We start from the raw sequence: 22,890 nt of genomic DNA on the forward strand, positions 1-22,890 counted from the left end.
TTTGAGCATGATCTTCCCCCCAACCGGACCCCGGTTTGGGGCACATCATGCCCTAAGCCCCGAACGGACGCAGCAGCGCCCGCGAAATGATATGTCGCTGAATCTCCGAAGTGCCTTCCCAGATGCGCTCGACGCGGGCGTCGCGCCAGATGCGCTCCAGCGGCAGGTCGTCCATCAGCCCCATGCCGCCATGGATCTGGATCGCCTCGTCGGCGACGAAGGCTAGCATCTCCGTAGCCTTCAGCTTGGCCATGGCCATGTCCTGATCGGTGACGGTGCCCTGATCGTACTTCCAGCCGGCTTCGAACACCATCAGGTCGGCGGCCTTCAGTTCCGTCGCCATGTCGGCGAGCTTGAACGACACGCCCTGGAATTTGCCGATCTGCTGGCCGAACTGCTGGCGCTGCGCGGCATATTCGATGGCGTGGCCGAGCGCACGCTCGGCGCGGCCGAGGCAGGTGGCGCCGACCTGCAGGCGGGTGGCGCCCAGCCAGGAATTGGCGACCTCGAAACCCTTGTGGACCTCGCCAAGGACCTGGCTCGCCGGCAGCCGGCAATCGTCGAATTCGAGAATGGCGTTGGTGTAGCCGCGATGCGAGACGTTGCGATAGCCGTCGCGCACCGTAAAACCCTTGGTGCCCTTGTCGACGAAGAAGGCGGTGATCTTCTTGCGTTTGCCGCGCGGCGAATCTTCTTCGCCGGAGGCCATGAAACAAATCGCAAAGTCGGCGATGTCGGCATGGCTGATGAAGTGCTTGGTGCCGTTCAGCACCCAGTCGTCGCCGTCCTGCACCGCGGTGGCCTTCATGCCGCGCAGGTCGGAGCCGGCGCCGGGCTCGGTCATTGCCAGGCAGTCCCATTTCTCGCCGCGGATGCAGGGGAAGAGGTATTTCTCGCGCTGCTCCGGCGTGCCGGCGAGCAGGATGTTGGACGGGCGCGCGACGCAGGTCCAGTGCAGCGCGTAGTTGGCGCGGCCAAGTTCCTTCTCGTAGAGCAGCCAGCTCACCGTATCCAGACCCGCGCCGCCGACATCGGCCGGCATGTTGGCGGCGTAGAGGCCGGCTTCGATCGCCTTGGCCTTGATCTCGTCGACAAGCTCGCGGCGCAGCACGCCGGTCCGCTCCACCTCGCTCTCATGCGGGTAAAGCTCGTTCTCGACGAAGGCGCGCGTCGTCTCGACGATCAGTTTTTGTTCCTCGGAGAGACCGAAATCCATCGCCTCAGCCCTTCTTCTTGCTCTTCTTCGACTTTTCGGCCTTTGCCGGTTTCGCGGCCTTCTTCACCGGCTTGGCAGCCTTGGCCTTCTCGGCCGCCTTGGAGACCGGCTTCTTCGCCGCCAGCTTGGCGAGCTGCCTGGTATAGTCCTTGTGCAGCGCGCCGGCGCCCCAGCCCTTGCCCTTGTTCTGCTTCGACAGCGCATCCATGATCGCGACCAGATTGTCGTCGCGGATCTTTTCCAGCTCGCGGATCGACAGGCCGTGCGCCTGCTCGTCCGACTGGGTGGCGATGAGATCGACCAGCTCGTCGTTGAACTCCGGCACGTCCATCAGCTTGGTCCACGGCCATTTCAGGCACGGGCCGAACTGTGCCATGAAGTGGCGCATGCCGGCCTCGCCGCCGGCGACGCGGTAGACCTGGAACATGCCCATCTGCGCCCAGCGCAGGCCGAAGGAATAGCGCATGATGTCGTCGAGTTCCTCGACGGTGCAGATGCCGTCCTTGACCAGCCACAGCGCCTCGCGCCAGGCGGCTTCGAGCAGGCGGTCGCCGACGAAGGCCTCGATCTCCTTGCGCACCACCACCGGTTTCATGCCGATCGAGGCATAGAGCTCCTTGGCGACCTCGATCGCCTCCGGGAAGGTCTGCTCGCCGCCGACGATCTCGACCAGCGGCAGGAGATAGACCGGGTTGAACGGATGGCCGACGACCAGCCGCTCCGGGTGCTTCTTCATCGCCACCTGCATGTCGGTCGGCTTGATGCCGGAGGTCGACGAGCCGACGATGGCATTGGCCGGCGCATGGGCGTCGATCTCGGCCAGCACCCTGTGCTTGAGGTCGAGTCGCTCCGGCACGCTTTCCTGGATGAAATCGGCGTCGGCGACCGCCTCGGCGATGGTCTTGGCGAAGGTCAGCTTGCCTTCCTTGGGCAGGCCGCCGGGCAGCATCTGCTTATAGGCGCGGCGGGCGCCCTTCATCACCTCGCCCACTTTGCGCGAAGCTTCGGGATCCGGATCGAAAATCGACACATCGATGCCATTGAGCAGAAGCCGCGCCACCCAGCCGGCGCCGATGACGCCGCCGCCTATGGCGGCTGCCTTGTTGATGATGCTCATGCGGAAGCTCCGGTTCTGGTCTTGGCGATTTCGGGATCGGTAAGCGGCACACGCTCGCCGGCGCGGATCACGGCCGGGTCGTAAGCCTTGCGGGCGAAGACCTCGAGCACGAAGGGCCGGAAGAATTCGATCGGCAGCGTGTCGTAATCGGGGTCGAAGCTCGACTGGTCCCAGCGCTCGCAGAACCGGTCGCAGTCGTCGAAATAGGGATGGCCGGCGAAGCGGTCACGGGCGTGGCGGTTGCCGCCGAGATGATGCGCGTAATAGAGGCGCTGGAAATCGCCGTGCTTCTCCACCACCCAGGTGCACTGCTCGCGCACGAAGGGCTTCAGGATCGCGGCCGCGTATTCGTCGTGATTGTAGGGCGCGTAGATATCGCCGATGTCGTGCAGCAGCGCGCAGGCGATCCAGTCGGTGTCGGCGCCGTCGCGCCAGGCCCGAGTCGCCGCCTGCAGCGAATGGCCGAGCCGGGTGATCTTGTAGCCGGAGAGGCCCTCGTCGAGCTGCACCAGCGCGGTAAGCAGCCGCTCGCCGGTTTTCGCAGCATAGTCGACCTCATGGGCGGTCAGGAATTCGTAGTCTTCCCTGTCGCCATCCTTCATCGCGGTGAATTTGACGGTAGCCATTTCCGACTCCCCAAATCAAGCGGCTATCGGCGCCCGCTTGGTGAGGTTGAGCTTCTTGCGCACTTCCTCCGGCCCGAGGATCCTGGCGCCGAGATTGGTGACGATGCTGGCGGCACGCTCGACGAGCTGCGCATTGGTCGCCAACACGCCCTTGTCCAGCCAGAGATTGTCCTCAAGGCCGACGCGGACATTGCCGCCGGCCAGCACCGCGGCGGCGGCATAGGCCATCTGGTTGCGGCCGATCGAGAAGGCCGACCAGTTCCAGGTCGACGGCACGTTGTTGACCATGGCCATGAAGGTGTTGAGATCGTCGGGCGCGCCCCACGGCACGCCCATGCAGAGCTGCACCAGCGCGTCCAGCTTCAGCACCTGCTCCTCGACCAGCTGCTTGGCGAACCACAGATGGCCGGTGTCGAAGGCCTCGATTTCCGGCTTGACGCCAAGCGCCGTCATCATGCCGCCCATGGCGCGGAGCATGCCGGGCGTGTTGGTCATGACATAGTCTGCCTCGGCGAAGTTCATCGTGCCGCAGTCCAGCGTGCAGATCTCCGGCAGGCACTGGCGCACATGCTCCATGCGGTTGGTGGCGCTGCCCATGTCGGTGCCCTTCTCGTTGAGCGGCAGCGGCGCCTCCGGCGAGCCGAACACCATGTCGCCGCCCATGCCGGCGGTGAGGTTGAGCACCACGTCGACATTGGCCTCGCGGATGCGCTCGGTCACCTCGCGGTAGAGATGGATGTCGCGCCTGGGCTTGCCGGTCTCGGGATCGCGGACATGGCAGTGGACGATCGCCGCACCCGCCTTGGCGGCGTCGATCGCCGAATCGGCAATCTGCTTGGGCGAGCGCGGCACATGCGGGCTGCGGTCCTGCGAGCCGCCGGACCCGGTCACGGCACAGGTAATGAAGACCTCACGGTTCATTGCGAGCGGCATTGGACTTCCTCCCAATCAAGACAGACCCAACAATGACCGACTTGCCGGAAACTGTTTTGCGCTTTACGAAGCTGACATGACTAAAAGCGAAAAGCCGACGATCTTTCGCGCCGAGCACGAAACGCTCAAGGTGACGTTCCTGGTGTTCTCCGGTTCGTCGATCATGTGCGTGGCCTCGGCCGTCGACCCGCTGCGCGCCGCCAACCGCATCTCCGGCGAGACGCTGTTCGACTTCAAGCTGGTTTCGGTGACGGGTGAGGCGCCGGTCACGACTTGTGGCCTGCCGGTGGCGGTCAGCGGCCGCTTCGATGCCGCGGAGCCGACCGATGTGTTGGTCGTCGTCGCCGGCTTCGGCACGCAGAATTATGCCACGTCGGCGCTGCTTGCGGGGTTGCGGAGGGCAGCACGTGCGGCCCGCGCTTGCGGCGGCGTCGAGGCCGGCACCTGGCTGGTGGCGCGGGCCGGCCTGCTTGAAGGGCGAAGCGCCACCACGCATTGGGAAGACATGGAGGATTTTTCCGCCGCCTTCCCGGGCGTCGACGTGCGTCCGGACCGGTATGTCATCGACGGGCCTGTCTTCACCTCCGGCGGCGCCTCGCCGACCTTCGATCTGATGCTGCATCTCGTGCGGACCAGGCTCGGCATGGCCGTGGCGCTCGATGTGGCGAGCGTGTTCATCTACGACCAGGCGCGCGCCGCGACTGATGCGCAGCCGCTGGTCTCGCTCGGAAGGCTCGACGGCTACGACCCAAGGCTGGCGCAGGCGATCCGGCTGATGGAATCGCATGTCGACCAACCGCTGACCATCGACGCCGTGGCCAAGCGCGCCGGAGTGACAGCGCGGACGCTGGAAAGCATCTTCCGCAAGTCGATCGGCGAGACGCCCGGCGCCTATTATCTGCGGCTGCGCCTCAGCGCCGCCCGGCGCCTGGTGGTCGACACGCGGATCGCCATGGCCGACATTGCCGGGCGCACGGGATTCTCCTCCGCTGCGGCATTCTCCAGGGCATTTTCGAGGGCTTTCGGCGAAGCGCCGGTGAGGCTCCGCCGGGGATAGACTACGCGGCGTTCTGCCGGGTGCTGGCGCTGTCGATCTCGGAGCGCATCTGTCTTGCAATATGGGTCTCGAAGCGGCTGGCGACCGCGCGATCCCATTCGGTCGCGCCGCGCGAACCGGCCTTGCCGTGCGGCAACGCCATCAGCCGGTCGATGATCGAGCCGGCCTCGCCAGATGAGAGCAGGGCGTCGATTTCGCGTTCGTGCTGCATATCGTTTCGCCTCCTTCTTCCTGATTCCCGCCACGAGCCGACACTATACGAAATCCGTGACGGCTGTTTGAAGGCAAGAGAGAGGCGATTGAGGGGCGGCGCGGGGCAAAACCTTGTCGTCGGTTTCTGCCCCGCGCAAAGCCGTTTTATCTTAGCAATTGCTTGAGTTAGAGCAATTCCAGGTTTTCCGTCCTGAATGCGCCAGAACAAATAGATAGGGCCGGCGCCGGCCCTCACACATAGCGGTTGACGATGTTCTCCAGCAGTTCCTGGCGGCCGGAGCGCGGCTGCGGCTCGATCTTCTTCTTGACCACGCGCTCGGCGATCTCTTCCAGCGTGCGCTTGCCCGACAGCATCGCCTTGCCCTCGGCCGTGCTCCAGCCGGCATAGCGCTCGGCCAGCGGGCCCGACAGCGCCTTGTCCTCGATCATTTTCGCCGCCGCCTTGAGGCCGCGCGCGCAGGCATCCATTCCGCCGATATGGCCGATCAGCAGGTCCTGCGGATCGAGCGACTGGCGCCGCAGCTTGGCGTCGAAATTGGTGCCTCCGGTCTTGAAGCCGCCGCCCTGCAGGACCTGGTAATAGGCGAGCGCCATTTCCGGCACGTTGTTGGGGAACTGGTCGGTGTCCCAGCCCGACTGGTAGTCGTTGCGGTTCATGTCGATCGAGCCGAAGACGCCGAGCGCATTGGCGAGCGCCAATTCATGCTCGAAGGAATGGCCGGCGAGGATGGCGTGGCCCTGCTCGATGTTGAGCTTCACTTCCTTCTCCAGCCCAAAGCGCTTGAGGAAGCCGTAGACGGTGGCGACGTCGTAATCGTACTGGTGCTTCGTCGGTTCCTGGGGCTTCGGCTCGATCAGGATGGTGCCCTTGAACCCGATCTTGTGCTTGTAGTCGACGACCAGGCTGAGGAAGCGCCCGGCCTGCTCCTGCTCGCGGCCAAGGTCGGTGTTGAGCAGCGTCTCGTAGCCCTCGCGGCCGCCCCACAGCACGTAGTTCTCGCCCTTCAGGCGCTTGGTGACGTCGATGCAGCTTTTCACCGTCGCCGCCGCATAGGCGAAGACATCCGGATCGGGATTGGTGGCGGCGCCCGACATGAAGCGGCGGTGCGAGAACAGGTTCGCCGTGCCCCACAGCAGCTTGACGCCGGTCTTCTTCATCTTGGCGGCAAAATAGTCGGCGATCTCGTCGAGGCGCGCGGCGCTCTCGGAAAAGTCCTTGCCCTCGGGCCGGACGTCGGCGTCGTGGAAGCAGAAATAGGGCGCGCCGAGCAGCGAAAACATCTCGAAGGCGACATCGGCCTTGAGCTTCGCCAGCTCCATCGTGTCGATGCCGCCCGGCTTGGCGAACCAGGGACGATCGAAGGTCTGGCCGCCGAACGGGTCGCCGCCGGGCCAGGCGAAGGAATGCCAATAGGCGACGGCAAAGCGCAGATGGTCTTCCAGCCGCTTGCCGGCGACCACCTCGTCCGGATTGTAGAACCGGTAGGCCAGCGGATTGGTCGAATCCGGCCCCTCGTACTTGATCGTCTGGATGTCGCCGAAAAATCCGCTGCCCATGATTCTTTCCTCTCGCAAGTTTCTGTCCGCCATTACCTCAGGCGTAATTGGTTTCATGTTGGCGCTGGCCGAAAAGGGTCATGTCGAAACGATCCAACGAAGGATGAAGACCATGACCGACCTCAACACGATCGCCCGGAACTACATCACCGCCTGGAACGAGAGCGATGCGGGCCGCCGCAAGGCCCTGCTCGAAGCGGCCTTCACCAGCGACGTCAGCTACCGCGATCCGATCATGCAGGGCGACGGCCACGCAGGCATCGCCGCGCTGATCGACGGCGTGCAGCAGCGCTTCGCCGGGTTCCGCTTCTCGCTGAAGGGCCAGCCGGACGGATTTGCCGATCAGATCCGCTTCTCGTGGAATCTCGGTCCTGAAGGCACGGAGCCCGTTATCGAAGGCACCGACATCGGCGTCATCGAGAACGGCCGCCTGAAGAGCGTCACCGGCTTCCTCGACAAGGTGCCGGCGCAGTGAGACTAGTCGGGTAGGAGAGGCGCGAGGCCCCCCTCTCTGCCCTGCCGGGCATCTCCCCCTCAAGGGGGGAGATCGGCTGTCGCGCCGGCCTTCGCCAATTTCCAGCGTTGCAGAAATGTGCGAAGCGCCTGAACTGCCGATCTCCCCCCTTGAGGGGGAGATGGCCGGCAGGGCAGAGAGGGGGGCCTCGCGCATACTCACGCGGTTGCCGCCCTGATCGCCGGGTAAAGCGCCCTGTATCGCTGATAGGCGTCGGCGAAAGCCCCGCCAAGCCCGCCGTCCGGATCGATCGTGGCGTCGGTCGCCGGCGCGGTGCACACGGCGAGCGGATCGGCGCCGGTCGCGGCGACCAGGCCGAGCCGGGCGGCGCCGAAGGCGGCGCCGAAGTCGCCGTCGGCAGGGATGTCGACCGGCACCTGCAACGCGGTGGCGATCGCCTTCAGCCAGTAGCGCGAGCGCGAGCCGCCGCCGATCGCGGTCACCCGGGTCAGTGTCGTGCCGGCCGTTTTCAACGCTTCGAGACTGTCGCGGAAGGCGAAGGCGACGCCTTCGAGCACGGCCTGCGTCAGCACGGCGCGGCCGGATTCATGCGCCAGGCCGGTGAACGATCCGCGAATGGCGGAATCATTGTGCGGCGTGCGCTCGCCCGAGAGATAGGGCAGGAAGGAAACGCCGGTCGGCGCCTTGAGCGTATCGCCGAGCTCGGTGGTCAATTCGCCGGCGCTTTTGCCGGTGATCTCCGACAGCCAGTTGAGCGAATCGGTGGCCGACAGGATAACGCCCATCTGGTGCCAGGTGTCGGGCAGCGCATGGCAGAAGGTGTGCACTGCGCTTGCCGGATTGGGCAGGTAGGCGGCGTTGGCGGCGAACAGCACGCCAGAGGTGCCGAGCGACACAAAGGCGTGGCCGGCGCCGACCGTGCCCATGCCGCAGGCCGAGGCCGCATTGTCGCCGGCGCCGCCGGCGATCGGAATGCCGGCCGCAACGCCCCATCTGGCGGCAAGCTCGGCGCGCAGGGCGCCGGCCTTCGCCGTGCCCTCGACCAGCGACGGCATGTGCTTCTCGTCGAGTGAGGTGGCTGCCAGCAGATCAGCGGACCAGCGCCGCCTGCCGACGTCGAGCCAGGAGGTGCCGGCGGAGTCGGACATTTCCGAAATTTGCTCGCCCGTCAGCCAGAGCCGCAGGAAATCCTTGGGCAGCAGCACTTTCGCCACGTTGGCGAAGATCCTAGGCTCGTTGTTCTTCACCCAGGCGAGCTTCGGCGCGGTGAAGCCCGGAAAGACGATGTTGCCGGTGAGCTTGCGGAAGCGCGGATCGGCGTCGAGCGCGGCGGCCTCGACATGGCTGCGCGTGTCGTTCCAAAGGATGCAGGGGCGCAGCACCTTGTCGCCGGCATCGAGCAGAGTAGCGCCATGCATCTGGCCGGACAGGCCGATGCCCTTGACCGCCGCGAGTTCCTTCGGATGCGCGGCCTTGAGCTCGGCAATCGCTGTTTCGCAGGCCGCGATCCAGTGCGCGGGATCCTGCTCGGACCATCCGGGATGCGGCCGCGAGACATCGAGCGAGCCGTGGCCGGAGCCGATGACGGTCTGCCCGGCATCGATCAAAAGCGCCTTGACGCCCGACGTGCCCAGATCGAGGCCGAGATACATGATGTCCTCCCAATGCCATTAATTTTTTCGGATCTCGAAAAAATCTGGCTGGGCCAGTTCTTATGCCAAGATCCGCTTCGGGTCAATTCTCGGACAAATCGGCGGCGCGGCGCGAAAACAGCGCCGACAGCGGACTGTCCGGCCGCGCAAAGGCGCGTTCGCCCGTCAGCGCCCGCGCCAGCGGTCCATCGCCGGCGCGCAAGGCGGCCTCGATCAGCGTCAGGTCGATGACGTCGCGCTGCGCATGGCTGCCGCCGAAGCGGTTCGCGATCGACCGTATGGGGCGGATCAGGCGCGCCGCCTCGGTGTAGTTTGCTTCGCCGAACGCCTTGATCGCCAGCGTCAGCGGATGGCCGACATCGCGGGTGAAAGCCGCATTGTCGTCGTTGCCGCGCATCGCCTCGCGCTGCGCGTCGAGCAGGCCCTCCGCCCGCGCCTCCTGGCCGGCGCCGACGAAGGCCATCATCGCGTGGGCATCGTTGAAGGCATAGTTGCCGCCGCCGGCCTTGTGCCAGTTGTCGGCCAGAGCCGTCCAGCGCCCGCCGACATCGACGCCGCCGAGACACAGCCGCCACAGGATTGCCGAGGCATCAACCATGTTGAGCGCCATCGTCGAGGCCTCGCCATAGATCGGGCCGTCATAGAGCGCCAGCACCTCATCGACCTCGCCGAGGTCGTAATGGAACAGCGCCAGGTGCCACCAATTGTGCACCTTGAGGAAGCTTTCCCTGGTCCAGGCGTCGGGATTGGCGCGCATCCAGGCGATGCCGTCCTTTTGCCGGCTCTGCATCTCCATGACATGGGCGACGGCGTGCTGCGCCCAGCCGTCGCGCGGCTCGATCTCGACAGCCGTGCGGCCAAGCCGTTCGGCGCGCGCATAGTCGCCCATCTCCTCCAGCCCGAAGGCCTGCATGCCGAGGACCGCATGATAGCCGGGCATGTCGCTTCGCCAGGCCGGCAGGGCGCGGCCGATGCGGTCGCGCAGCATGCGGGCATTGCCGGTGAAGAAATCGATCTGATGCCCGGTCAGCAGCGCCACGAGATCGAGCGGATGGTCGATGGCGACATCCTCGAGGATGCGGGAGGCCTCGTGCCAGCGCCCCCAGGCGAGATGGCCGAGGGCCGCGACATGCGCCTGCTCGCGCGCCGTGGCGGCGAGCGGCAAGGCCGCCTCGTGGCATGCCCTGGCCACGAGCGTCGCCTCGCGCTCGGTGGCAAGCGCGAAGAGGTAGCCCTTGAACACGTGCGCCATGACGAAGCCGGGATCCTCGGCGATCGCGCGATCGGCGGAGCCGACCGGATCGCCGATGAAGCACTGAAGCTCACGCACAGCCCGACCATAGGCCGTCAATCCGGCTTCCGTCGCGCCGGACAAGGTCAGCCCGAAAGCGTCCCTGACTGCCATGGCTAGCCCTCCATCAGATGCCGGAACTGGCCCATCCTAGGTCAATAGCGGCTGGCACGCCAACCTCAGGTCGCGCATGTCGACGAGGCCAAGGCAGGCGAATTTCGCCCGCTTCAATTGCCCGAGCGCATCGCCATGGTGGCAATGCCGGCGCCGACCAGGAGCGTGCCGCCGGTGCGGTTGAAGATGCGAATCGCCTTCGGGTTGCGCACGACGTTGCGCGCCCGCGCCGCGATCAGCGCGTAGCCGAAGGCATTGGCGAAGGCGAGCGCCAGGAAGGTCGTCTCGAAGATCAGCATCTGCGGCCAGAAGTCGGCATGCCGGTCGAGGAACTGCGGCAGGAAGGCGACGAAGAAGGTGATGCTCTTCGGGTTGAGCGCGGTGACCAGCCAGGCATGCGCCATCATCTTGGCGGCGGACACCGCGTCGGTGCGCGGCTCGGCTTTCAGCGCCCCGCCGGCGCGGAACAGTTTGACGCCCAGATAGATCAGATAGCAGGCGCCGATCGCCTTCAGCACGGTGAATACGGTGGCCGATGCCGCCAGCAGCGCGCCGATGCCCAGCATCGACAGTGTCATGGCGGTGAAGTCGCCGAGCGCGACCCCGACCGCCATCGGCAGCGCGGTGCGCCAGCCCTGGCCGAGCGCATAGGAGACGACCAGAAGGATCGTCGGACCCGGGATGACGAGAAGGATGGTGGAGGCGGCGGCGAAGGCGGCCCAGTTCTCGAAGGACATTTCCTCACTCCTTGAGCACAAAGAAAAGGATAAATCCTCGGGTCGGCCGGAATGTAAAGAGGCATCTTCGAAATGTTTGGGCGGCTGGTTCAGCCCTGCCGGCGCGGCGACAGCCCTTAGGACCAAAGTCGGGTCCTTCACGCTTTTTCAACCATGATTGATGAAAATGCCTGTTATCCCGGCCGGACCGTGCTTCCCGCCGACAGCGTAGGGTCTGGTGCATGCGCGAGTTGCCGCAAAATCTGACGCCGCCGAATGGCGACGCAATCGAAACCGAAATTCAGCTCTCCCGCCGCGCCATGCTTTCCGGCGCCGGCGCCATGGCACTCATCGGCATGGCCGGCTGCAGCACCCAGACGCTCGAACTGCCGCAATTGCAGCTCGACGACGTCACCACCGGCTCGGTGCGGCCCATCCGCCCCGCCATCAGCGTCGACAAGAACATCACCGGTCCCGACGTCATGTACGCGTCGCTGAGCGATGGCGGCTTCGAGGTGCCGGCGGTGCCCTATCTGAAGGTCAAGCCGGAGTTCCGCCGCCAGATCGTCGTCGACAAGACCGGCGAGGCGCCCGGCACCATCGTCGTCCACCTGCAGGAGCGCATGCTCTACCTCGTGCAGCCTGGCGGCGAAGCCATCCGCTACGGCGTCGGCATCGGCAAGGACGGCTTCCGCTGGTCGGGCCGCGCCAACATCCAGTACGGCAAGGAGTGGCCGGTCTGGACGCCGCCGCCGGAGATGATCCAGCGCAAGCCGGAACTGGTGAAATGGCAGGGCGGCCAGCCCGGCGGCCTCACCAACCCGCTCGGGGCGCGAGCGCTCTACATCTTCCAGAACGGCAAGGACACCGGCTACCGCATCCACGGCTCGCCGGAATGGTGGAGCATCGGCCAGGCGATGTCGTCGGGCTGCGTGCGCCTGATCAACCAGGACATCATCGACCTCTACAGCCGCGTGTCGAAGAAGAACCCGGTGGTCGTGGTCTGATCTCCGGCCGCTGCCGGCGGCCGTTTTGGCGACTTGTTCCAGTGCGGTCTTTTCTCCCGTTGCGTCATCCCGCAAGACAGGCGAAGGTGCCTCAAAACCATCGCCCGGGAGAGAAGCAAGCATGGCCGGAACTTTCGTCATCGCGCAGGGCGGCGGCCCGACCGCCGTCATCAACCAGACGGTCGTCGGCGCCGCGCTGGAGATCCGCAAGCGCCATCCCGGGGCCAGGGTGCTGGGCTCGATCCACGGCGTGCGCGGCATCCGCGACGGCAACTATGCCGACCTCTCCGCCATCCCGGAAGAGCAGCTCAGGCTGATCGCGGCAACGCCGAGTGCTGCGCTCGGCTCGACGCGCGACAAGCCCGACGCCGCCTATTGCGAGGTGATCCTCAACGGGCTGAAAAAGATCGGCGCCGACGCCTTCATCTATATCGGCGGCAACGACACGTCGGGCACGCAGCAGATCCTGACCGACGCCGCCGGCGGCTCGATCGCCTTCGTGCACGCGCCGAAGACCATCGACAACGACCTCGAGGAGAACGACCACACGCCGGGCTTCATCTCGGCGGCCGAGTTCGTCGCCGGCGCCTTTCTCTCGGTCGATCTCGACTTCCGCGCTTTGCCCGGCATCTATGTCGGCATCGTCATGGGCCGGCATGCCGGCTTCCTGACCGCGGCCGCCGCCGCCTGGCAGATCGATCCCGACAGCGGCCCGCATCTGGTCTACGTGCCGGAGCGCGCCTTCTCGGCGAAGCGTTTCATCGACGACGTGCGGGCCACGCTCGACCGCCACAAGCGCTGCATCGTTGCCGTATCCGAAGGCGTCAGCACCGCCGACGGCAAGGCGCTGGTCGAGAGCCTGGTGCCGCCAGAGAAGCTCGAACGCGACCAGCACGGCAACGTCAAGCTGTCGGGCAGCGACCTGACGGCCGCGTTGGAACGCGCGCTGGCCGAAGGCCTGCCGGGCAAGCGGGCGCGGGTCGACGCGCTGGGCTACATGCCGCGCGGCTACATCGGCGCCATCAATGCCGTCGACGCCAAAGAGGCCTTCGACGCTGGCGCCTTCGCCGTCGAGGTCGCCGGGCAGGGCGGCGGCTCGGTGGCGCTGCAGTATGACGGTTCCAAAACCGTGCTGAAAAAGGTGCCGCTGAAGAATGTCGCAGGCAAGACGCGCCACATGCCCGACGATTTCATGCAGCCCGACGCCAACAAGCTCTCGGATGCCGGCATGGCCTACCTCAAGCGGCTGGTGCCGGAGAAATACAAGGTCGGGAAGCCCTTCGTCTGATGGGCGACCTGGTGGTCGGCGACTGGTTCGGCAAGGCCATCGTCGACGCCAGGACAACGATGCTGACCGAGCCGTTCGTGCACGATTTCGTGCGCGCCAACATCTGGCATCTCAAGGGCCGCGATGCCGACCTTCTGGTCGACACCGGCATGGGCATCCAGCCGCTGGCGCCCGAGATCGACACGCCAGCCGGCAAGCCGCTGATCGTCGTCGCCACGCATATCCATCTCGACCATGTCGGCTCGCTGCATGAGTTCCCGCTGCGGGCCGGGCCGAAGATGAGCGCGGCGCAGTTCGAGAGCATGGATGAGGCCGTCACCTATGCCTACATGTTCCACAATCTCGACGGCGCCGTTTCCAAATTGCCGGCGCCCGACTGGAAGGCGGCCGATTATCGGATTCCACCGGCGCCGCTGACGCGCGCGCTCGACGAGGATGACATCGTCGATCTCGGCGACCGGCAGTTCCGCGTCCTGCATCTGCCGGGACATTCGCCCGATTCGATCGCGCTGTTCGACGAGGCCGACGGGTTGTTGTTTGCCGGCGATGCCATCTATGACGGCATGCTGATCGACGATTTGCCGGATTCCGATCGCGCCGCCTATTGCCGCACCATGCGGCGCCTGCTCGACCTGCCGATCCGCATCGGCCATGGCGGTCATGGACCGAGCTTCGATGGCGCGCGGATGCGCGAGATCGCCTCGGCGTATCTGCGCCGCAGAGGCGCTGCGTGAGGTCTCCCTGATATTAAATCTTCGTAAGGTCGCGCCAAAACCCTAATTCGGGCCGATCCACGCCCTAGATGCAGGCGGTCGATCCGGCCGGCTGCCATGCATGGCGAGACAGGCAGTCCCGGTCGCCGACACGCCGACGGGCGCCTCGCTTGAGCCGCTCGCGGCGAGGCATCAACTCTCGCCCGGACAGAACGACCATGTCACCCCAGAGCATAATTCGTAGACATCGCGTCGCGGCCCTGCTGGGCGCTGCGCTGATCATCTCCCCCTTCGTCGTGTCCTTCGCCCAAAGCGCGAGCGGCATCGGCGCGAGCAACACCGTCGCCACGACCCAGACCCCGGTTGCCGGAATCACGGCGCCCAACGGCTCGTTTGCGCCGATCGTGGCTGCCGACAAGCCGGCGGTGGTGACCGTCACCACCGTCATGAAGGCGCAGCCGGAGACGATGAGCGAGGACCAGCCCTTCGACGGCGGCTCGCCCTTCGACGACTATTTCCGCCAGTTCTTCGGCGACCAGGGCGTGCCGATGCCCAAGGCGCCGCCGCAGCAGTCACAGCGCGCCGAGGCGCTGGGGTCGGGCTTCATCGTCGGCGCCGACGGCACCATCGTCACCAACAACCATGTCATCGACGGCGCCACGTCGATCAAGGTGACGCTGGATGACGGCACCGAGCTTCCCGCCAAGCTGGTCGGCCGCGACGCCAAGAACGACCTCGCCGTGCTCAAGGTCAAGGCCGCCAAGCCGCTGCCGACAGTCAAATGGGGCGATTCCGACAAGCTCATGCCGGGTGACCAGATCCTCGCCTTCGGCAACCCGTTCGGCATCGGCACCACGGTCACCGCCGGCATCGTGTCGGCGCGCGGCCGCGACCTCAACAGCGGTCCGTTCGACGATTTCATCCAGATCGACGCGCCGATCAACCACGGCAATTCCGGCGGCCCGCTGGTCGATGTCGGCGGCAATGTCGTCGGCATCAACACCGCCATCTTCTCGCCCAATGGCGGCAGCGTCGGCGTCGGCTTCGCCATTCCGTCCGACCAGGCGCAGAAGGTGGTCGCCAAGCTGATGAAGGGCGGCGACATCGAGTACGGCTATCTCGGCGTGCAGATCCAGCCGGTGACGCAGGACGTGGCGAGCGCCATGGGCCTCGACCATCCGGGCGGCGCGCTGGTCGCCGCGGTCACCGAAGGGTCGCCCGCGGCCAAGGCCGGCATTGCGACCGGCGACGTCATCACCGGCTTTGCCGGCGAGGCGATAAAGGATCCGAAGGACCTGTCGCGTGCCGTCGCCGACGTCTCGCCCGGCGCCAAGGAAACGCTCGATGTCTGGCGCAACGGCAAGACCATGCAGATTTCCGCCGATGTCGGCCGCAATGCGGAAGACACCCAGACCGCAGCCAATGACGAGGGCGGCAAGCCGTCGGCCGGCGAAGGCCTGCGCGTGCCGTCTCTCGGCCTTGGCCTCACCGATATCACGCCCGATGTCCGCGAGGAGTTGAACCTGGCCGACAATCAGCGCGGCGCTTTGGTCGAGCGCGTCAATCCGGACAAGGCGGCTTCGGCCGCCGGCCTCGAGCCGGGCGATGTCATCGTCGCCGTCGACCGGACGCCGGTGAAGAGCGCCAGGCAGGCGAACCAGGCGATCGCCGAGGCCGGCAAGTCCGGCCGCAAGTCGGTGCTGCTGCTCGTCGACCGCGGCGACGCGCAGATCTTCGTCGCCGTGCCCTTCGCCGCCGGCTGAGGCCTGGCGCCGGCGACAGGCCAGCCACAAGGCCTGCCGCCGGCATTTTTCTGTTGCCCGCCGCGACATCTTCGAGAACATTGCGCTGGGCCGGCAGGCGGCCGACGCAAAGGGATGTGCTGATGGTCACCCGTGGTTTCGGTTCCGGACGGCGTCCCCCCACGGACCATGACGCGCGCATCCCGCCGGGCCAGTATCTCGAGCAGGGCTTCCCGGTGCTGTCGGCCGGGCCGACGCCGCGTGTGCGCACCGAGGACTGGTCGTTCACCCTCAAGCACGGCCCTCGCCCGATCAAGAAATGGAAGTGGACCGAGTTCAACGCGCTGCCGCTGACCAGGATGACGCGCGACATCCATTGCGTGACCGCCTGGACCAAGTTCGACACCGCCTGGCAAGGCGTGCTGGTCGACGACATCCTCGCCGATGCCGGCATCGCGCCGCCGACCGCCTACACGCTGGCGCTATCGTTCGACGGCTACACCACCAATGTGCCGGCCAAGGATCTCCTCGACGGCAAGGCGATGGTGGCGCTGCTCTACGAGGGCAAGCCGATCACGCCGGACCATGGCGGACCGGCCCGGCTTCTCGTGCCGCATCTCTATTTCTGGAAGTCGGCGAAATGGCTGAACGGACTGCAGTTCACCGAGCGCGACGAGCCAGGCTTCTGGGAATTGCGCGGCTACCATATCTATGGCGACCCGTGGCGCGAGCAGCGCTATTCGGGCGATCCATGAGCCAGGCATCGGCCGCGCAATCGCCCTGGCAGACGGCGAGGATCGTGCGCATCGAGAAACGCACGCCGCGTGTCACGAGCTTCTTCTTCAAGCTGTCGCGGCCTTTCGTCCACCAGGCCGGGCAGCATGTCGACGTCAGGCTGACGGCGCCGGACGGCTATCAGGCGCGCCGCTCCTACTCCATCGCCTCGGCGCCGGAGAGCCGCGGGACGATCGAGTTGGCGATCGAGAGGCTCGAGGATGGCGAGGTGTCGCCCTTCTTCCACGAGGTGGCGGCGATCGGCGACGAGATCGAATTGCGCGGGCCGCTCGGCGGCCATTTCATCTGGTCGGCCAGCGATGGCGGGCCGATCCTTTTGGTCGGCGGCGGCTCCGGCGTGGTGCCGCTGATGGCGATGGTGCGCCACCGCGCCCTGCAGAAATCGGCTGCGCCGGCGGCGCTCGTGTTTTCGGCGCGGGTCTGGGACGAGGTGATCTTCCGCGACGAGCTGATCCGCCTCGACGACCGGCGCGACGGTTTCGACCTTGTGCTGACGCTGACGCGCGAGCCGGCCCAGCGGCCGTCGGACTATTCCCGGCGCGTCGACGCAGCGATGATGGTGCAGGCCATGGAGCGGTTGCCCAAGGCGCCGACGCTCGCCTTCGTCTGCGGTTCGAATGCCTTCGTCTCGGCCGCCGCCCAGGCGCTGATCGATGCCGACATGCCGGCCGACCTCATCCGCACCGAGCGCTACGGGGTGTGAGAGCCCGGTGCCTCAGTCGGCGGGGGAGAATTTTGCCGAAATGAGCTGGAACGGCAGCGCGCCATAGGTGGCGACGGCCTGCTCGTTGTCCCAGACGCGGAACTGTCGCGACGGTCGCGCCTCGAGGACCAGACCCTGCCCCGTCTGGTCGAGCTTCACCTTGCCGCGAAAGCGCAAGGTCCGTTCGCCACCGGCGCGGCTGATCGCCATCGAGCGCAACCGCGCGACATGACGGTCGGCCGAATTGATCTCCATTTCGATACGCCGCCGCACCGGCGGCACGGCAATCCGCACGACGACGTCCAGCATCATTTCCCGCGCGGCGCCCGGCGGACCGGCTATGCCCTGCGAAAGCACGAAGGGAGCGGCCTGGGTGGTTTTTCCTGCTGTCGTGGCTTTGCCGCGCCAGACGACGTCGGGCTCTGCCTGCCGCAATCTTCCCTTCTTGCGCTGCAGCCGAAGCTGCTTGGCAAATCCGCGCGACAGCCAGGTCAGCCCGCCGAAGTCGGTGCGCGGCTTGGCCTGCAGGACGGACGACCAGCGCGACATACCGCGGCGGTCGGCCATCTCCATCACCCGTGCCAGCACTTCGTCCGGCACCGCAATGCCGATCTCCAGCGCGAGATAGGACAGCGCCACCGCGGCGGCGACCGCCAGGCCGCGCCTGGCGGCAATGTCGAGGAACACGTCCCAGTCGACGTCGGCGCCTTCGATGGCCACCGCGCAGTCGACCAGCCAGTCGCTGTGGGTGTGGGCGTCGAGGCCGCCATGCGCGATGGCGAGCGCAATGCGGTCGGCGGGCGACGGCACCAGCGCGGCGACGCCGCTGAACTCGGCCGGGACCGCCCGCCGCCAGATCGCGAGGTCGTCCTCGGCGCTCTGCTGCGAGCCGTCATAGGCGAGCTGGTGCAGGTCGATGTCGCCGTAATTGCCCTTGTAGAAATTCATCGAGCGCAGCGATGCAAGCCTGGTCCTGAGATATTGCGGGCTGACGCCAGTGGCGATCTGCCAGTCGCGGCCACGCAACGCGTCGAAGGCAATTTCCATGTCTTGCGGACGCACCAGTATGTCGATGTCGTGCGCGACGCGGCCGCGCTGCGCCGAGACGTTGACGGCAATGCGGCTGGCGCCCTTGATCAGCATGACGGCGCAACCGGCATCGGCCATCGCCTTTAGCACCGGCTCGGCCTCGCGCATCGCCATGCGCGACTTGGTCCACAGCATCTTCTGCAGGCCGACGAGCCGCGGATAGGCGGCGTGGCCGGCGAGCTTGCGGCCGAACCGGTCGGAGATCGCCGCGAGCAGCCGATGCTCCCTGAACGAGACATGGTCGATGTCGTTGTCGTCAAGCCAGCCTGCCGCGCGATCGCGGGCGGCATTCTCGTCGTGAAGCAGAGCCGCCTTGAGCAGCTGGTCGAGCCCGCCTGTGGGCCAGGACCAGCCATAGTCGGGAAAGCGGCGGCCGATAGCGCGGATCCTGGCCATCAGCCGGAGCCCTGCCTGTTTTGCGCCCGGCGCAGCATCGCCGCTCGCACCACCTCCAGATAGCCGCGATCGCGCGCGGCATCGCGCCCATAGGACAGGCTGCCCGGCCTGATACGCCTGAGCGCCAGCACCTCATCCAGCATGTCGAGGGCGAAGCCCGCTTCGCGCACCCGGGCGATCCAGTCGATCATCTCGCCGCGGCCGCCCGGCGGGTCGACGATCGGCCCGACGGCCTCAGTGACCTCGCGGCGGATCACCATCGTCGTGCGCGACCAGCCAGGCGTCGCGGGCGGGTCGGGCAGATCGGGCTGGTCATGACGGAAATTGCGCTGATGGGTGAAGACGCCCGCAGTTTGCGGAGACCGTTCGAGATAGGCGAGCTGCGCCTCGATCTTGGTCGGCAGCCACAGATCGTCGGCGTCGAGCGTGGCGACAAACGGCGTCGACAGCGCCGCGATGCCTCGGGTGGTTGCGCTGCCTGGCCCGGCATTGTCCTGCCGCAACAGCTTGACCGGAAGATCGGCGCCGACGATCGCGGAAGCGAGGTCATCGGTCGACCCGTCGTCGACGATCACGACCAGTTCCGCCCGAACGGTCTGCGCCGCCACCGATTGCAGCGTCTCGGCTATTGTGGTGCTGGCATTGAAGGCCGGAATGACGACGCCATATCCGCTCATCACATGAACCGCCAGTCGGTCAGCTTGTCGAGTTCGAAGATGCCCTCGATCGGCCGTAGAGACGGGTTGGCCCTGCGCCGCTTCATCGATTTGTATATGGCGCGCAGGAACTCGCGCGACTGGACATCTTCCTGCTTGGTCATGTTGCCGGGATGCCGGCGGTAATAGAGCGCCACCGTTTCCGGGAGCACATAACGGGGGCCGATCTCGAAACCGCGAAGCAGATAGTCCGTGTCTTCGGCCTGGGCGAACTCCTCGTCGAACCAGCCAATGCGCTCGACCAGGCGGCGCGAGAAGATCGCCGAGGACAGGTGGATGCCGCGGACGGTGATGCGGTAGCTGTCTGCGGCCGGCTCCAGCCGCTCGTCATCGATCTTGTCGACCAGCATCATTCTCGAATAGCTGAGCTCAAGGCCGGGATCTTTCCGGAACAGCTCGACATCGGCCTCGAAACGCCCGGCCGGCGAGATGTCGTCGGAATCGAGGAAAGAAACCAGCTCCGTGTCCGGCTTGAGCAGCCTGAGCCCGGTGTTGCGGGCTCGGGTCACGCCCGCGTTCTGTTGCTGGAACAGGCGGATGCAGGGGCTCTCGCCACTCATCGAGCGCACGGCGTCGGCTGAACCGTCGGTCGAGCCGTCGTCGATGACGATGATGTCGAGATCGGCGGCGTCGCGTTGCCTGAGCAGCGAACGCAATGCCGGGACGACATAGCGCTCGCGGTTGTAGACGGGCATGATCACGCTCAGTTTCACGAAGCGCCCCGCGCGAGGAAATCCGCAATGGTGCCGGCGATCTCGCCGGGATCAGTGCCCAGGGACAGACGGTAGCACGGCAGCAGTCGGGTAAGATCGCTGAAGAAGCGAAAGCCGCTTTCCCGCTCGCCCGGCATCTGCGCGATCCCCGACGGCGCCAGCGCAATCATGGCGTCCCTGCGCGACATCGGCATGATCGAGCTTGTCCCACCAGCGCCGATATGTGGCACCATCAGCGCAACGATGTCCAGCGTGCCGGGGATCGGCCTGGAGGCGATGTCGCCGATGTGGAAAGCATGCTTGCCTTGCCAGTTGAGCGGCATGTCGCTGCCCAGTCGGTCTTTCAGTCCTAGCCGGGCAAATCCCTTGGGGTCCTGCTTGAGCACCGAAAATAGCGGCCGAGCGATCACGCTGCTCGAAAGATCGACCAGCACATAGTCGTCGCCGACACTGTCGAGCCCGTTGAGCAGCCCGGCTACGACCGTGCCTGATTTTCCGGCGCCGCCGGCGCCGGCGAGCAGCACGCCGCTGCCGTCGGCACCGAGCGTGCCGGCATGGGCGAGCCGCATGCCGCGCGCGCCGTATTCCCAGTGCAGGAAGGCGCGCAGCGGCGAGCCCGTCTCCCACGGCGGAAAGGCATCCGCCGCGCGCATCAACTGCGCGCCAATGCGCCGCTGCGGATCGTAGACTTGCCAGAAATCGAGATCGTGAAAGTAGTGGCCGCGCAAACCGGCGCCGGCGAGACGCTGCGCGAAACCGTGTTCGGTGAAATGCGCGTCCCCCCATCGTGCCGGCTCGGGCATGCCGCCAATGCCGGGATGGCCTACGAAAATGCGGCAAGCGGGCAATCCCGGCTGATCGTCCCCGGCCTCGACAAAGGCATGGCCAAGCGCTTCGGCCAGCGCGCCGGGCTCGAGATGCACGGTCAGTTCAAGGGCGGGCAGGCGGACTTTGCGCGTGACCGGAAAGAGCGCCGCGTCTTCGGCGGCCGCGATGAGATAGCGGGCGTAGTCCGGCAGTGTCTCAAGGGTCACACGCGGCATGGTCTATCCCGGCTCGGCCGACGTGCTGCCGATCTCTCAGGATGCCTGCTTGACCGCCGGCCAGCCGAGAGGCTCCTCGACCTCGTGGATCGGGTCGACGATGATGAGGTCGGCGAGATCGTCATGGACGCTCACATTGAGCGGCTCGTTTGCCGCCGCAAGTTCGGCAGCCAGTTCGTCCGGCAGCGGCTGCGCCGTGCCATCGGAAGGCACCAGCAGCCCGAGCTCGACCAATTGCGCAATGAAGGCGTCAAGCCCGGTCGCGCCGGTCGCCGCTGCGCCGGCTATCGATCCGGCCAGCGCCTGCGCACCGACGCCCGAACACAGCGCCTGCCAGACCCGGCTGCCCGAATCGGAGAAGCCGAAATATTTCCCGCTCGCCAGATCAAGCACGACAGCTTCGCCGTCGAAGGATTCGAAAACAATATCCTTGCTCGCGACTGCGTAGACATTGGCTTGTGGCATTGGTCCCTGCCCCACTTCATGGCTCGCGCAAGCAACCGCCTTTGCGGCGGCCGCTCTCCCTGAGGAAGGCCTGTAAACACTCGGTTCTGGCTTGGCAAGACGACGGACACGGCAGGCCGCTTGCCATTTTTGGGGTCGACGTGGCGGAATCAGGCCTCGATTTCCAGCCGCGTCAGCGGCCTCGAGCAGCAGGCAAGGATGAAGCCGTCGTCGATCTCGTGATCGAGAATGCCGCCATTGTGGCTCATCGCGACCTCGCCAGAGACTTTCTTGACCTTGCATGTGCCGCAGAGGCCGAACTCGCAGGCGGCCGGGATCCTGACGCCCGAGGCGCGCGCCGTCTGCAGCACGGTCTGTCCGGCAAGGCATTCGGCGTCGACGTCGGAAAGCGAGAAGCGCACCGGCGTCGCGGCCTCGACGGGGGTCTCGACGCCGCCGTCGCCCGGCAGCGCGAACGGCGCCGGCACTTCCTCCACCGCCGGCGCGGCAAAGCTTTCCTGGTGATACCTGGCCATGTCGAAGCCCGCCGCCTCCAACATCTGCCGCACCGCGCGCATGAACGGGTCGGGGCCGCAGCAGAATATCTCGCGCTCGCGGAAGTCGGGAGCGAGCAGCGGCAGGCGAATGGCGTCGATGCGGCCCATATGACCGAACCAGCCCTCGCGGCTGGAGCGTTCCTCGATCATGAAGCCGAGCGACAGGCCGGGCATGCGGCTGCCCAGCAATTCAAGCTCCTTGCGAAAAATGATCTCTTCCGCCCTGCGCGCGCAGTTGACGAAACCGACATCGGTCCAGGGCGCGCAGTCGTTCAGCCAGCGAAGCATCGACATCATCGGCGTTACGCCGGAGCCGGCCGAGATGAACAGGTACTTGGCCGCCGGATGGCTGTGCAGCGAGAAATCGCCGACCGGGCCATAGGCCTTCACATGGGCGCCGGGCTTGAGATTGTCGAACATCCAGCGCGTGCCGATGCTGCCGGCCTGCGCCTTCACCGTCACCGCGATCGAGAACGGCCGCGAGGGCGATGAGGACAGCGTGTAGGTGCGCATCAGCGGTCCGTCGGCGGTCGGCAGTTCCAGCGTCACGAACTGGCCGGGCTTGTAGCGGAACCAGGTCTGGTTGTCGGAGCGGAAGGTGAAGGTCTTGACGTCCGGCGCCTCGTCGCTGACGCCGATCACCTCCAGCACCTGCAGCCGGTCGTTCCAGGGCGCCATCTCGTCGAGATGGCGATAGAGGGCGAGATCCGTCATCGC

23 protein-coding genes are annotated in these 22,890 nt (G+C 66.2%); 8 read left to right on the forward strand and 15 right to left on the reverse strand.

Annotated elements, in window-relative coordinates; translation table 11 throughout:
- Positions 1-52: 52 nt before the first annotated feature.
- The 4 genes from EN846_RS02590 to EN846_RS02605 are packed head-to-tail and all read right to left on the reverse strand — an operon-like array spanning position 53 to position 3,892.
- On the reverse strand, positions 53-1,216 hold the full coding sequence (locus EN846_RS02590) for an acyl-CoA dehydrogenase (protein WP_127392484.1): 1,164 nt from the start codon (positions 1,214-1,216) through the stop codon (positions 53-55).
- 4 nt (positions 1,217-1,220) lie between these two features.
- A complete protein-coding gene (locus tag EN846_RS02595; protein WP_127392485.1) occupies positions 1,221-2,333 on the reverse strand; it encodes a carnitine 3-dehydrogenase in 1,113 nt (370 codons plus the stop codon).
- A complete protein-coding gene (locus EN846_RS02600) occupies positions 2,330-2,959 on the reverse strand; it encodes an HD domain-containing protein (RefSeq protein ID WP_127392486.1) in 630 nt (209 codons plus the stop codon). Before EN846_RS02600 ends, EN846_RS02595 begins: the two co-directional genes overlap by 4 nt.
- A 15-nt stretch (positions 2,960-2,974) precedes the next feature.
- The gene (locus tag EN846_RS02605; RefSeq protein WP_127392487.1) at positions 2,975-3,892 is read right to left on the reverse strand and encodes a 3-keto-5-aminohexanoate cleavage protein; all 918 of its coding nucleotides are present in this window, start codon (positions 3,890-3,892) and stop codon (positions 2,975-2,977) included.
- Between the two features lie 76 nt (positions 3,893-3,968).
- Between EN846_RS02605 and EN846_RS02610 the strand changes: the two genes are divergently transcribed.
- A complete protein-coding gene (locus EN846_RS02610; RefSeq protein ID WP_127283454.1) occupies positions 3,969-4,949 on the forward strand; it encodes a GlxA family transcriptional regulator in 981 nt (326 codons plus the stop codon).
- A 1-nt stretch (position 4,950) separates the two neighbouring features.
- Here EN846_RS02610 and EN846_RS02615 read toward each other — a convergent pair whose 3' ends face one another.
- Positions 4,951-5,160, reverse strand: a complete 210-nt coding sequence (locus tag EN846_RS02615; protein WP_127283455.1) for a hypothetical protein — start codon at positions 5,158-5,160, stop codon at positions 4,951-4,953.
- Positions 5,161-5,393: 233 nt separating this feature from the next.
- Positions 5,394-6,719, reverse strand: coding sequence for a xylose isomerase (gene xylA / locus EN846_RS02620; RefSeq protein ID WP_127283456.1), 1,326 nt, complete (start codon positions 6,717-6,719; stop codon positions 5,394-5,396).
- 112 nt (positions 6,720-6,831) lie between these two features.
- Between xylA and EN846_RS02625 the strand changes: the two genes are divergently transcribed.
- Positions 6,832-7,194, forward strand: coding sequence for a nuclear transport factor 2 family protein (locus EN846_RS02625; protein WP_127283457.1), 363 nt, complete (start codon positions 6,832-6,834; stop codon positions 7,192-7,194).
- A gap of 197 nt (positions 7,195-7,391) precedes the next feature.
- Here EN846_RS02625 and xylB read toward each other — a convergent pair whose 3' ends face one another.
- From xylB to EN846_RS02645, 3 genes are all read right to left on the reverse strand, one after another.
- On the reverse strand, positions 7,392-8,846 hold the full coding sequence (xylB, locus tag EN846_RS02635; RefSeq protein ID WP_128346643.1) for a xylulokinase: 1,455 nt from the start codon (positions 8,844-8,846) through the stop codon (positions 7,392-7,394).
- A gap of 82 nt (positions 8,847-8,928) precedes the next feature.
- Positions 8,929-10,251 carry a tetratricopeptide repeat protein gene (locus EN846_RS02640; protein ID WP_127393431.1) on the reverse strand — a complete coding sequence of 441 codons (1,323 nt, stop codon included), beginning with the start codon at positions 10,249-10,251 and terminating at the stop codon, positions 8,929-8,931.
- A 113-nt stretch (positions 10,252-10,364) separates the two neighbouring features.
- Positions 10,365-10,988: a LysE family translocator gene (locus tag EN846_RS02645; RefSeq protein WP_127393432.1), complete on the reverse strand. Its 624-nt coding sequence runs from the start codon at positions 10,986-10,988 to the stop codon at positions 10,365-10,367.
- A gap of 299 nt (positions 10,989-11,287) precedes the next feature.
- On the opposite strand from EN846_RS02645, the gene EN846_RS02650 reads away from it, so the two are divergent.
- The 6 genes from EN846_RS02650 (at position 11,288) to EN846_RS02675 (ending at position 17,215) form a co-directional block, all read left to right on the forward strand.
- Positions 11,288-11,974 (forward strand): L,D-transpeptidase, encoded by a 687-nt coding sequence (locus EN846_RS02650; protein WP_187331357.1) that lies wholly within the window; start codon positions 11,288-11,290, stop codon positions 11,972-11,974.
- 121 nt (positions 11,975-12,095) lie between these two features.
- Positions 12,096-13,262 carry a diphosphate--fructose-6-phosphate 1-phosphotransferase gene (locus tag EN846_RS02655; protein WP_127393434.1) on the forward strand — a complete coding sequence of 389 codons (1,167 nt, stop codon included), beginning with the start codon at positions 12,096-12,098 and terminating at the stop codon, positions 13,260-13,262.
- Entirely contained in the window at positions 13,262-13,996 is a 735-nt protein-coding gene (locus EN846_RS02660) for an MBL fold metallo-hydrolase (RefSeq protein WP_128347077.1), read from the forward strand. Before EN846_RS02655 ends, EN846_RS02660 begins: the two co-directional genes overlap by 1 nt.
- A 197-nt stretch (positions 13,997-14,193) precedes the next feature.
- Complete coding sequence (locus EN846_RS02665) at positions 14,194-15,738, forward strand: DegQ family serine endoprotease (RefSeq protein ID WP_135857934.1); 1,545 nt, start codon at positions 14,194-14,196, stop codon at positions 15,736-15,738.
- A 122-nt stretch (positions 15,739-15,860) separates the two neighbouring features.
- Positions 15,861-16,472 (forward strand): molybdopterin-dependent oxidoreductase, encoded by a 612-nt coding sequence (locus EN846_RS02670; RefSeq protein ID WP_127392628.1) that lies wholly within the window; start codon positions 15,861-15,863, stop codon positions 16,470-16,472.
- Positions 16,469-17,215 carry a ferredoxin reductase gene (locus EN846_RS02675; RefSeq protein ID WP_127392629.1) on the forward strand — a complete coding sequence of 249 codons (747 nt, stop codon included), beginning with the start codon at positions 16,469-16,471 and terminating at the stop codon, positions 17,213-17,215. Before EN846_RS02670 ends, EN846_RS02675 begins: the two co-directional genes overlap by 4 nt.
- A gap of 12 nt (positions 17,216-17,227) precedes the next feature.
- Here the strand turns inward: EN846_RS02675 and EN846_RS02680 are convergent, their stop codons facing one another.
- The 6 genes from EN846_RS02680 to EN846_RS02705 form a co-directional block, all read right to left on the reverse strand.
- Positions 17,228-18,700 carry a nucleotidyltransferase family protein gene (locus EN846_RS02680; protein ID WP_187331349.1) on the reverse strand — a complete coding sequence of 491 codons (1,473 nt, stop codon included), beginning with the start codon at positions 18,698-18,700 and terminating at the stop codon, positions 17,228-17,230.
- On the reverse strand, positions 18,700-19,377 hold the full coding sequence (locus tag EN846_RS02685) for a glycosyltransferase family A protein (RefSeq protein WP_127392631.1): 678 nt from the start codon (positions 19,375-19,377) through the stop codon (positions 18,700-18,702). Before EN846_RS02685 ends, EN846_RS02680 begins: the two co-directional genes overlap by 1 nt.
- Complete coding sequence (locus EN846_RS02690) at positions 19,377-20,129, reverse strand: glycosyltransferase family A protein (protein WP_127392632.1); 753 nt, start codon at positions 20,127-20,129, stop codon at positions 19,377-19,379. The genes EN846_RS02685 and EN846_RS02690 overlap by 1 nt, the downstream gene beginning before the upstream one ends.
- Positions 20,126-21,172, reverse strand: coding sequence for a serine kinase (locus EN846_RS02695; RefSeq protein WP_127392633.1), 1,047 nt, complete (start codon positions 21,170-21,172; stop codon positions 20,126-20,128). Before EN846_RS02695 ends, EN846_RS02690 begins: the two co-directional genes overlap by 4 nt.
- A gap of 36 nt (positions 21,173-21,208) precedes the next feature.
- Positions 21,209-21,637 (reverse strand): PqqD family peptide modification chaperone, encoded by a 429-nt coding sequence (locus EN846_RS02700; RefSeq protein ID WP_127392634.1) that lies wholly within the window; start codon positions 21,635-21,637, stop codon positions 21,209-21,211.
- A 149-nt stretch (positions 21,638-21,786) separates the two neighbouring features.
- Entirely contained in the window at positions 21,787-22,887 is a 1,101-nt protein-coding gene (locus EN846_RS02705) for a hybrid-cluster NAD(P)-dependent oxidoreductase (RefSeq protein ID WP_127392635.1), read from the reverse strand.
- Between the last annotated feature and the right edge of the window lie 3 nt (positions 22,888-22,890).

Origin of the sequence: Mesorhizobium sp. M4B.F.Ca.ET.203.01.1.1, assembly GCF_004791025.1 — a bacterium.
GTDB classification, from domain to species: domain Bacteria; phylum Pseudomonadota; class Alphaproteobacteria; order Rhizobiales; family Rhizobiaceae; genus Mesorhizobium; species Mesorhizobium abyssinicae.

Coding starts and splice junctions, on each gene's coding strand:
- EN846_RS02615 (WP_127283455.1), bottom strand. CDS start 5,160: ATGCAGCACGAACGCGAAATCGACGCCCTGCTCTCATCTGGCGAGGCC.
- xylA (WP_127283456.1), bottom strand. CDS start 6,719: ATGGGCAGCGGATTTTTCGGCGACATCCAGACGATCAAGTACGAGGGG.
- EN846_RS02640 (WP_127393431.1), bottom strand. CDS start 10,251: ATGGCAGTCAGGGACGCTTTCGGGCTGACCTTGTCCGGCGCGACGGAA.
- EN846_RS02685 (WP_127392631.1), bottom strand. CDS start 19,377: ATGAGCGGATATGGCGTCGTCATTCCGGCCTTCAATGCCAGCACCACA.
- EN846_RS02655 (WP_127393434.1), top strand. CDS start 12,096: ATGGCCGGAACTTTCGTCATCGCGCAGGGCGGCGGCCCGACCGCCGTC.
- EN846_RS02595 (WP_127392485.1), bottom strand. CDS start 2,333: ATGAGCATCATCAACAAGGCAGCCGCCATAGGCGGCGGCGTCATCGGC.
- EN846_RS02650 (WP_187331357.1), top strand. CDS start 11,288: ATGCTTTCCGGCGCCGGCGCCATGGCACTCATCGGCATGGCCGGCTGC.
- EN846_RS02625 (WP_127283457.1), top strand. CDS start 6,832: ATGACCGACCTCAACACGATCGCCCGGAACTACATCACCGCCTGGAAC.
- EN846_RS02590 (WP_127392484.1), bottom strand. CDS start 1,216: ATGGATTTCGGTCTCTCCGAGGAACAAAAACTGATCGTCGAGACGACG.
- EN846_RS02645 (WP_127393432.1), bottom strand. CDS start 10,988: ATGTCCTTCGAGAACTGGGCCGCCTTCGCCGCCGCCTCCACCATCCTT.
- EN846_RS02705 (WP_127392635.1), bottom strand. CDS start 22,887: ATGACGGATCTCGCCCTCTATCGCCATCTCGACGAGATGGCGCCCTGG.
- EN846_RS02700 (WP_127392634.1), bottom strand. CDS start 21,637: ATGCCACAAGCCAATGTCTACGCAGTCGCGAGCAAGGATATTGTTTTC.
- EN846_RS02665 (WP_135857934.1), top strand. CDS start 14,194: ATGTCACCCCAGAGCATAATTCGTAGACATCGCGTCGCGGCCCTGCTG.
- EN846_RS02600 (WP_127392486.1), bottom strand. CDS start 2,959: ATGGCTACCGTCAAATTCACCGCGATGAAGGATGGCGACAGGGAAGAC.
- EN846_RS02695 (WP_127392633.1), bottom strand. CDS start 21,172: ATGCCGCGTGTGACCCTTGAGACACTGCCGGACTACGCCCGCTATCTC.
- EN846_RS02680 (WP_187331349.1), bottom strand. CDS start 18,700: ATGGCCAGGATCCGCGCTATCGGCCGCCGCTTTCCCGACTATGGCTGG.
- EN846_RS02610 (WP_127283454.1), top strand. CDS start 3,969: ATGACTAAAAGCGAAAAGCCGACGATCTTTCGCGCCGAGCACGAAACG.
- EN846_RS02660 (WP_128347077.1), top strand. CDS start 13,262: ATGGGCGACCTGGTGGTCGGCGACTGGTTCGGCAAGGCCATCGTCGAC.
- EN846_RS02605 (WP_127392487.1), bottom strand. CDS start 3,892: ATGCCGCTCGCAATGAACCGTGAGGTCTTCATTACCTGTGCCGTGACC.
- xylB (WP_128346643.1), bottom strand. CDS start 8,846: ATGTATCTCGGCCTCGATCTGGGCACGTCGGGCGTCAAGGCGCTTTTG.
- EN846_RS02670 (WP_127392628.1), top strand. CDS start 15,861: ATGGTCACCCGTGGTTTCGGTTCCGGACGGCGTCCCCCCACGGACCAT.
- EN846_RS02675 (WP_127392629.1), top strand. CDS start 16,469: ATGAGCCAGGCATCGGCCGCGCAATCGCCCTGGCAGACGGCGAGGATC.